Source organism: Micromonospora sp. NPDC049089 (assembly GCF_040648775.1).
Taxonomy (GTDB): domain Bacteria; phylum Actinomycetota; class Actinomycetes; order Mycobacteriales; family Micromonosporaceae; genus Micromonospora.
This window is the reverse complement of sequence record NZ_JBEZEH010000239.1, coordinates 1-9999: the sequence shown is the minus strand read 5'-3', so window position 1 is coordinate 9999 and position 9999 is coordinate 1. Positions and strand designations below refer to the sequence as shown.

3 protein-coding genes are annotated in these 9999 nt (G+C 69.0%); 2 read left to right on the top strand and 1 reads right to left on the bottom strand.

Features of this window, described 5'->3' with window-relative positions:
• Positions 1–1180: 1180 nt before the first annotated feature.
• Positions 1181–5071, top strand: a complete 3891-nt coding sequence (locus AB0B48_RS29145) for a LamG domain-containing protein (RefSeq protein WP_357207068.1) — start codon at positions 1181–1183, stop codon at positions 5069–5071.
• Between the two features lie 150 nt (positions 5072–5221).
• On the opposite strand, the gene AB0B48_RS29140 is transcribed toward AB0B48_RS29145, so the two are convergent.
• Positions 5222–6889 carry a beta-N-acetylhexosaminidase gene (locus tag AB0B48_RS29140; RefSeq protein WP_357207066.1) on the bottom strand — a complete coding sequence of 556 codons (1668 nt, stop codon included), beginning with the start codon at positions 6887–6889 and terminating at the stop codon, positions 5222–5224.
• 315 nt (positions 6890–7204) lie between these two features.
• On the opposite strand from AB0B48_RS29140, the gene ppdK reads away from it, so the two are divergent.
• Positions 7205–9913, top strand: a complete 2709-nt coding sequence (gene ppdK / locus AB0B48_RS29135) for a pyruvate, phosphate dikinase (protein ID WP_357207064.1) — start codon at positions 7205–7207, stop codon at positions 9911–9913.
• Positions 9914–9999: the final 86 nt, after the last annotated feature.

Genomic DNA, 9999 nt, shown 5'->3' with positions numbered 1-9999 from the left:
GCCGGCGATGGCGCCTCCGGTGAAGGCGAGGCCGGCGGCGGTCAGGGCGGTCTTACGGATCAGATCGGTACGCATGATGGCGTGCTCCTCTGCCTTGGGGGATGCCCACACCACACCGGGGGGATGGTGGTGCGGGGAAAGTTCGTGCCCGGCGACCCGCAACGGGGGTCGGCGTCGGGACGGGGTGTAACCGGTGCCAGTGGCGGATCATTCCGCCTACCTGCGGGGCCCGGCCGTTGTGGTGCTCGGCCGTTCCGGGGTGTAACCGGGGTGGCCCGCGGGGTGTTCCCGGCGGCCGGCCCGCGGTGACCCGGGCTGTTGCGGTGGTCTGCCAGGTATAACGACCCGGGCCGGCCCCCGATTCCGCCGCCGGGGTGGCCCAGGCCACCCGACAGGCACCGTCAAATCGGATGAACGCGCGCTGCGGACTGGACGATACGGACAGGCGAGGCGAAACGGGGCGATCGATCCCGAATCCTGCAAGTCGCGTGCCACGGACATCCCGACGGCATGACCATGGCGGGGCATCATCGCCCCCCCATCAAGGGGGCATGCGGGGCAGCCATCGTGCAAATGGTCGGCCATTCCCGCCTGCGTCATTCGTGGGCCTGGGTCGGGTCGGCGCGGGGGCCGGGTGCCGTGTGGGCTGGGCGGTCTTGGGCAGTGGCGCCGTGATCGGGCCCTTTGTGATGTGTGAATTGCTCCCAGTGGTGCGAGCGAGAGCGGGATTGCGCCACGCGAGGTGCGGCGGCGACCAATTCGCGCGCACTTACCAGTGCTCCGTTGTGGGAACGGGCTTCGCCGCGTCCCGCGCCACGCCGTCGGAAACGGTCGAATTCGAGCGAGTCGCGCTGCGGCCGCTTGCCGCGAGCGCCAGCGGCCAAGCCCGGCCATCGTTGCCAACCGACCAAAATGGTCGATCTGCTCTGGATTCGACCCCAATTTTATTGACGAAACTGCGTATGGTTAAACGCAGTGGATCTATGTATTGTCTGCCGCAAGGCTTATTGGGCTGCTCTACGGGGGTGCGGCTGTGCTTCTACTTCGTCATGCCTGGCTGGCAAATATTACGGCCGGCACCCTTTTGGTGGGCGCGATAGCGGTTGTCGGGGCGAGCGGTCAAGCCACCGCTGCCCCCGAATCGGACCGTTGTTCCGCAGCCGCCACCGGCGGTGCCGCAATGGCACCGTCCGAGAATGCAGCGATCTCGCTCGCACGCACCTGCGAGACGGCGGTCGAAGTGCTGGCGGCAGCCTCGGAGACCACGAAGGTCTTCGCGCAACCCTCCGGTGAACTCACCCTGGAGTCGTGGGCCGAGCCGCAGTGGGCGAAGGTCGGTAGTCGTTGGCGGGGGATCGATACGACGTTGGTGGTCGGTGGCGACGGTCGCGTCCGTCCGGTCGCCTCCACGGCCGACGTGGTCTTCTCCCAGGGCGGACAAGGCCCGTTCGCCACCATGACCGGCGCTGGCGCGGACTTCTCGCTCGGGTGGCCGAGCGCGCTGCCGCAGGGCGTCATCCACGGCGACACGATCACCTACCCGAACGTCTATCCGGACGTCGACCTGGTGGTGCGTGCCGAACGCGGGGGCTTCTCGCACCTGCTGGTGGTCAAGAGTGCTGTGGCGGCGAAGAATCCGGCAGTCCGGGAGACGCGGTTCGTCCTCGGCGGATCGGCCGACGTGGCGGTGACCGACAATCGCGTCACCATCTCCGGTCCGGGTGGGTTGTTCGCGGCTGCCCCGCCGGCGATGGCATGGGACTCGACAGCGGCCACTGGTGAGCCCTCCGCCGGGAAGCGGGGTGCCGGGGCCCTCGACTCCAGCCGGGAACGCGCCGTGGCCAGCTCCAGTGTCAGTGGTCCGTCCGACGCCGCCGCGGTGGCTCGGGTCGACGTACGTGTCGACAAAGGATCACTCACAGTGGCCGTTGACCCGGCGGTGTTGAGCGGAACGCAGTTCCCGGTCTTCATCGACCCGAGCTATGACATGAAGTGGGCCAGGTGGGCCCCCGTGAATGATTCCAACGGAAACACCCAGTGGACCTCGGGTAGTTCCTGGCCCCGCGAGGTGGCCCGCGTCGGCTCAAATTGGGACGACCATGGGGACATCTGGCGGTCGCATTTCTACTTTGATATTTCAGCGATGTCGGGCCGGCGTCTCGTGAATACGACGAGTGTCGACGCGTACCTGGTGCACACGGGTAACTGTAATGAGTCTCTCGGCATCTGGCAGACGAACTCATTGGCAAGCAGCACTCCCACCTGGAATGGCATGGCCGGTACGTGGCTGCATGAAGGGCCGCTGCAGACCAAGACCGTCGGAGCCAACTGCGGTCAGTCGGCCAATTGGCAGAGTTTCAACGGAGGAAACGTCGGCTACCACGTCCAGCGGCACGCGAATGCAGGCGCTGCCTCGATAACCTTCGGCCTCAGGATGGGCAACGAGAGTGGTGGACACTGGGCCAAGTTCGATCCGGCCAACGTCAGATTGAAGGCGACGTACCAGTCCCGGCCTTCCTCTCCGGTGGCGATCCGCACGTCGCCTGGAGGCAACTGCAGCACGGCGTCACCGGGGCCATGGGTCAACGTCCCCACTCCGACGCTCTACGGCAAGGCCAGCGACGGCGACGGCTCGGTGAAGGTGCAGTTCGACATCAACGGTCCGACCAACCCCCCTGACCACACCTCGGCATGGACCACCTCCGGCGTCGAGCGTGGATGGACCGCCCCCGCTCTCGTCGACGGGGCCTACAACTGGCGGGTGCGGGGTTACGACGACGTGGACGGCGAGGCCACAGGTTGGACGGGATACTGCTATTTCCGGGTCGACCACACCGCTCCCACAACGCCAGTGGTCACCCGTGTCTCGGGCACCCCGGTCGCAGGAGCGCCTGTGACGCTCAGCTTCACCTCCGCTGACGCCATGTCCGGCGTCAAGCAGTTCGCCTACGGCATCGGCACCGATGCGATGCAGGCATTCCAGGCATCCGGCGGCACGACGACCGTCACCTTCACTCCGGAGGTCGGCCGAACTGTCGTCTACGTCTGGGCGCAGGACAACGCCGGCAACTACTCGGCGCGGACCGCGTTCAACTTCTTCACCGGACGGATCACCCAGGCCCAGCCGCAGGCCACCTGGAGGCTCGATGGGGACGGATTCGACGACTCGGGACAGGGACGCGATCTGACCCTCGGCAGTGGGGTCAGCTATGGCGCCGATCGCAAGGGCGTGCCGGGTGCCGCGCTCGCCATGAACGGTGCGGGTTGCGCGAAGAGCGCGCCCACGGTTCGCACCGACGCGGAGTACACCGTCTCCGGTTGGGTGAACCTGGCCGACAAGTCTTCCCTGCGTACCGTTTTCGCTCAGGTCGGTACGGCGCGGCCCTCGTTCTACCTGCTCTACCACCACGTACAGGATCGTTGGGAGTTGGTCGTGACCGGCGGCGACTTCGACGGGTCGCCCTTCGTCAGCGTCTTCGCGCCGACGTCGACGCCGCTGGGGCAGTGGCAGCATGTGGCGGCCACCGTCGACCCGGTGGCGCGGATCATGCGGCTGTACGTGAATGGGCAGTTCGCGTCCGAGGGTGAGATTCCGTTCACGCCGTGGAACGCGACGAGCCAATTCCTTGTCGGTTGCTTCGGGAGTGCGAATTCGGAGTTGTACCACCTGATCGGCGGGATCGACCACGTCGGCGTCTGGCAGGGCCTGCTCTCCGACGAACAGATCGCCCGCGCCGCCACCGAACTGCCCGCCGGCCTGGTCGGCGACTGGCAACTGCGCGGTAGCGGCGCCGAAAGCACAGGCCGATCCTCCGACGCGGTGGTGCCGGAGGACGTGCCGTGGGTCGAGGACCAGCACGGCCGGGTCGCGTCCGCACTCCAACTGAACGGCCGGCAACAGTGCGCGACGACGAGCGGGCCCACGGTGCGAACCGACGAGTCATTCACGATCGCGACGTGGGTGAAGGTGGACGACAAGGGCCTAGGCAACCAGACGGTCATCGGTCAGGACGGCGAACGACAAAGCGGCTGGTATCTCGGCACGCGGGTGTTGGACGGCACCCACTACTGGGGCTTCCTGATGATGGACGTCGATGCTGACGATTCCTCGGCGCCGTGGGCGAGATCCCCCGCCGGCATGGCCGCCGACGTGGGTAGGTGGACCCATCTGACTGGCGTCTACGACGCCACAGCCCAGCGGATCACTCTGTATGTCAACGGTGTCCTGGCCTCGTCGGCCCCCAGGCTGGCGACACCCTGGCAGGCCAACGGGCCGGTCACCATCGGCTGTGCGAGGTACACGGGTATTCCGGTGGACCACGTCGTGGGGTCGGTCAGTGGCGTGCAGGCCTGGCAGGGAGCCCTCACCGCCGCCCAGGTGGCCGCCGCGCACGGAGGCAACCCGGGGGTGAAGCTGGAGGGTCTGTGGCCGCTGGACGGCCCGGCCAGCGACACGCCGACCTACCTGACCGACACGTCCGGCAACGGCCGCGACCTGACCATCACCGGCCCGTACGCCTGGGCCCGCGATCGGGGCTTCGGTCGCGACGGGGCCCTGGGCCTGGAGTTGGCCGAGAACTCCTGCGCGGAGGCTCCGGGTCCGCTCGTGCGTACCGACGCCTCGTTCACCCTGACCGCGTGGGTGCTGCTCGAAAAGGCCACCGGGCACCACACGGTGATGTCGCAGATATCCAGTGGTAATACCCCCTTTTATCTCGGCTACCACCCGGGCGTCAATCGCTGGCACTTCGGAATGCCGGACTCGCCCGCGAGGGATGCCGTCTGGCGCAACTCGGAGTCGCAGCAGCCACCGGCGCTCGGCAAGTGGACGCACCTCGCCGGTGTCTACGACCTCGGCGCCGGCAAGGTCCGCCTGTACGTCGACGGCGTCGCGCAGGGCGAGGTCGACGGCCCGGTCACTCCCTGGATGGCCCCCGGCCCCACCCTGATCGGCTGCGTTGGGGAGAGCAGCGGGAGCCGGCACTCGCGGCTCGGTGGTGTCGTCGACGACGTACGGATCTGGACCTCCACGCTCGCCCCGGAACGGATCGCCGACCTCGCCGCCGGCTGATCGCCCCGAGTTTGGCCGGAGATCCGCCGTTCGGGCGGGACGCGGCGGGCGTGGTGGACCATGCCCGCCGCATCGCCGGGCGGACCGACGTCGGCACGAGTCACGTGACGTTGGCGATGCTCGCCATTGAGGGTTCCGCCGGCTGCTCGTCTAGCGATCGAGCGTCGTTTCGAGGCTCGCGTCGCGCGGTGCGGGAAGTGCCGGCCCGGTGGGCCAGGGGATCTCGGGCGCGCGGTGGAAGGTGATCCCGGCCGTCGTCCAGCGCGGGCCTTGGCCGGCCAGGCGGTCGCGGAAGTCGGCCCAGTCGTGGCTTGCCCGGGGTGACCAGCCCAACTCGGCGATGGCCGGGAGGCGAGGCAGGAGCAGCAGTTCGATGTCGGCCAGCGAGGTGACCGATTCGGTCCAGAGCGGGGCCTCCACACCGATAACCGCCTCGGTGGGTACGCCGGCGACGTGCGTGCCCGGATCCCAGTCGTACGCCTTTCGCACGTCGATGAGGCCGGCCCAGTCGTGCCCGATCGGGGTGTCCGGGGCGTACTTCATGTCCAGGTAGGCGTGGTTGCCGGGGGAGACGATCAGCCGGGCGCCCCTGCGTACGGCGTCGACGGTGGTGGGGTCTTCGCCGTTCGTGCCCCACCACTGCAGGACCCGCCCGTCGAGGTGGGCGGCTGGCGCGAGCTGGTGCCAGCCGACGACGGTCTTGCCGAGGTCGGCCACGATGCGCTGGACCCGCTCGACGAAACCGGTGTAGACCTCGCCCTTGACCTTGAACGCCTCGTCGCCGCCGACGTGCAGCCAGGGGCCGGGGGTGAGCGCGGCCACCTCGCCCAGCACGTCGGCGACGAAGTCGTACGTGCGCTCGTCGGCCGGGTCGACGTAGCTGAAGCCGACCTCGGTGCCGGTGTACGGCGGCGGTGCGATCTTGTCCGGTGCCAGTTCCGGGTACGCGACCAGCGCCGAGTTGGTGTGCCCCGGCAGGTCGATCTCCGGGACGACGGTGATGTGGCGGGCTGCCGCGTAGGAGACGATCCGCGCGTAGTCGGCCTTCGTGTAGTGCCCGCCGGGGCCGCCGCCGACCTCTGTCGTGCCGCCGATGCTGGTCAGCTTCGGCCAGGAGTCGACGGTGATGCGCCAGCCCTGGTCGTCGGTGAGGTGCAGGTGCAGGTGGTTGAGCTTGTAGCGGGCCAGGTGGTCGACCACCCGCAGCACGTCCTCGACGGCGAAGAAGTGCCGCGCGACGTCGAGCATCGCGCCCCGGTAGGGGAACCGGGGTGCGTCGGTGATGGTCCCGCCGGGCAGCACCCAGCGTTCGGTGACCGGGGTGGTGCTCTCGATCGCCGCTGGCAGCAGTTGGCGCAGCGTCTGTACGCCGTGGAAGAGGCCGGCGGCGGTGGAGGCGGTGACGTTCACCCCGTCGGTGGCGATGTCGAGGCGGTAGCCCTCCGCGCCGAGGTCGGCGCTGCCGTCGAGCACCAGCGCGATGCCACCTGCGGGCTCCGGCGTGGTGGCGTCGGTGACCGGCAGCGGGTAGCCGGTGGCCGGACGCAGGAGCTGGGCGAGCTGCTCGGCGACCGCCAACGCGGCGGGGTCGGCGCTGGACACGATGACGGCTTCGGCTGGGAGGGTCCAGTCGGCGGTCGGGTCCGGCTGGACGTGCTGTGGGGCGGGCACGACGTCGGCCAGCCGGTGGGGGGCCGCCGGGGCGAGCAACGCGCTTGCTGTCTGCTCGGCCGTGCGGGCCAGTGTGGCCGCGTCCGGTTCCCCCGCCGAGAGCGGTGCGGGGACGGCGGTGGGGCCGGGGGAGGGGGTGGTCGACACGGCGGCGACTCCGGGGGGTGTATTCGCGTCGGTTATGGCAAAAGTGAGGTTCACCGGCGGCGTGCCGTTAAGCGTACGACGCTCGGGCGTATGCGTGATGGTGCGCATGGAAGCGTTCCCAAAAACCGGTACGAACACGGATAGTCGTGATAGCTGTGCCAATTGTCACCGAACGGTCCCAGGTCACTCGATGGTCGCTTAACCTTCGCCCACCGATCGACGTTGACCCCGGGATTACCGGCGGTCCGTCCCGGGGAAGAAGAAAACTGAACCTTCGTTAAGTGTCAATCCGGCGCGTGTGTTGTGGAGGCTCTGGTGGCAGCGCAAGAGACCGTCGATCACAAGTACGTCTACGACTTCTCCGAAGGCAACAAGGAGCTCAAGGAGTTGCTGGGCGGCAAGGGGGCAAACCTCGCCGAGATGACCAATCTGGGCCTGCCCGTTCCGCCCGGCTTCACCATCACCACCGAGGCGTGCCAGGCGTACCTCGCGACGGGACGGGAGCCGGACGGGCTCGCCGGTCAGATCGAGGCGCACCTCGAGTCGCTGGAGCGCGCGATGGGCAAGCGCCTCGGTGACCCGCAGGACCCACTGCTGGTCTCTGTCCGCTCCGGTGCCAAGTTCTCCATGCCCGGCATGATGGAGACCGTCCTCAACGTCGGTCTCAACGACCAGAGCGTGGAAGGACTCGCAGCCCAGGCCGGCAACAACGAGCGGTTCGCCTGGGACTCCTACCGGCGACTCATCCAGATGTTCGGCAAGACCGTCTGCGAGGTGCCGGGCGAGGAGTTCGAGCACGCGCTCGACGAGGCCAAGCACGCCAAGGGCACCCACAACGACCTGGATCTGGACGCCGACGACCTGCGTGGGCTGGTCGACGCGTACAAGAAGATCTTCTTGAAGCACACCGGCCGGGAGTTCCCGCAGCAGCCACGTGAACAGCTCGACCTGGCCATCCGGGCGGTCTTCGAGTCGTGGAACGCCGAGCGCGCGGTGCTCTACCGTCGCCAGGAGCGGATCCCGACCGACCTCGGCACCGCTGTCAACGTGGTGACGATGGTCTTCGGCAACCTCGGGCCCGACTCCGGCACCGGTGTCGCGTTCACCCGTGACCCGGCCAGCGGGGCGCAGGGCATCTACGGCGACTATCTGGCCAACGCCCAGGGTGAGGACGTGGTCGCCGGCATCCGCAACACGGTGCCGTTGCAGGAGTTGGAGCAGCTCGACAAGGCGTCCTACGACGAGTTGCTCGGCATCATGGCCCGGCTGGAGGAGCACTACAAGGACCTCTGCGACATCGAGTTCACCATCGAACGCGGCAAGCTGTGGATGTTGCAGACCCGGGTCGGCAAGCGCACCGCCGCCGCCGCGTTCGTCATCGCCGGGCAGCTCGTCGACGAGGGCCTGATCGACCTGGACGAGGCGTTGCACCGGGTCAACGGCGCGCAACTGGCCCAGCTGATGTTCCCGCGCTTCCAGCTCGACCACGAGTTTCAGCCGGTCGCCACTGGCATCGGCGCGTCGCCGGGCGCGGCGTCCGGCACTGTGGTCTTCACTTCCGCCCGAGCCGTCGAGCTGGCCGCCGAGGGGAAGTCGGTGATCCTGGTGCGCCGGGAGACCAACCCGGACGACCTGAACGGCATGATCGCCGCGAAGGGCATCCTGACCTCGCGCGGCGGCAAGACCAGCCACGCCGCGGTGGTGGCCCGGGGCATGGGCAAGACCTGCGTCTCCGGTGCCGACGAGATCGAGGTGAACGTGCCGGCGAAGCGGTTCACTGTCGCCGGCCAGACCGTCGCCGAGGGCGATGTGGTGTCCATCGACGGCACCACCGGCAAGGTCTACCTCGGCGAGGTGCCGGTCATGCCCTCCGAGGTCGTGCAGTACTTCGAGGGCAGCCTCGACCCCGAGCACGTCGACAACGCGCTGGTCCGGGCCGTACACCGGATCATGACGCACGCCGACGGCAAGCGGCGGCTGGCGGTCCGCACGAACGCCGACACCGGCGCGGACGCCGCCCGGGCCCGGCGCTTCGGCGCCGAGGGCATCGGGTTGTGCCGCACCGAGCACATGTTCCTCGGTGACCGGCGGGAGCTGGTCGAGCGGCTGATCCTGGCCCGGGCCCCGGGTGAGCGGGAGGCGGCGCTGGCGGCGCTGCTGCCGTTGCAGCGGGCCGACTTCGAGGAGATCTTCCGCGAGATGGACGGCCTGCCGGTCACCGTCCGGCTCATCGACCCGCCGTTGCACGAGTTCCTGCCGCCGTTGGAGCAGCTCGCCGTCAACGTGGCGGTTGCGCAGGAACGCGGAGAGGACGTGGCCAAGGAGGAGGCGCTGCTCGCCGCCGTCCGGCGGATGCACGAGGAGAACCCGATGCTCGGGCTGCGGGGTGTACGCCTCGGCCTGGTCATCCCCGGCCTGTTCGCGATGCAGGTCCGCGCCATCGCCGAGGCGGCGGTCAGTTGCGCCCGCGCCGGGGGCGCGGCCAAGCCGGAGATCATGGTGCCGCTGGTCGGGGCGGTGCAGGAGCTGGAGACGGTTCGCGCCGAGGCCGAGAAGATCATTGCCGAGGTGGTCGGGGACAGCGGCGTCGAGGTGCTGATCGGCACCATGATCGAGGTGCCCCGGGCGGCCCTGACCGCCGGGCAGATCGCTGAGGCCGCCGAGTTCTTCTCCTTCGGCACCAACGACCTGACCCAGATGGGCTGGGGCTTCTCCCGCGACGACGTCGAGGGCGCGTTCTTCTGGCGCTACCTGGAGTTGGGCATCTTCGGCATCTCGCCGTTCGAGTCGATCGACCGTGACGGTGTCGGCCGGTTGGTGCGGATCGCCGCCGAGGAGGGCCGGGCCGCCCGCCCCGGGCTCAAGCTCGGTGTCTGCGGTGAGCACGGCGGTGACCCGGACTCGGTGCACTTCTTCCATGAGGTCGGCCTGGACTACGTGTCCTGTTCGCCGTTCCGGGTGCCGGTGGCCCGGCTGGAGGCCGGTCGGGCGGTCGTGGAGACCGGGGGGTCGGACAGCCGTTGACGCATGCCGGCGGGGGGGCCGGGGCCGGGCCCCCCGCGGGCGGGAGGTATGCGGGCCGCGCCCCGGTTGTGGGGGCGAGGGGCGGC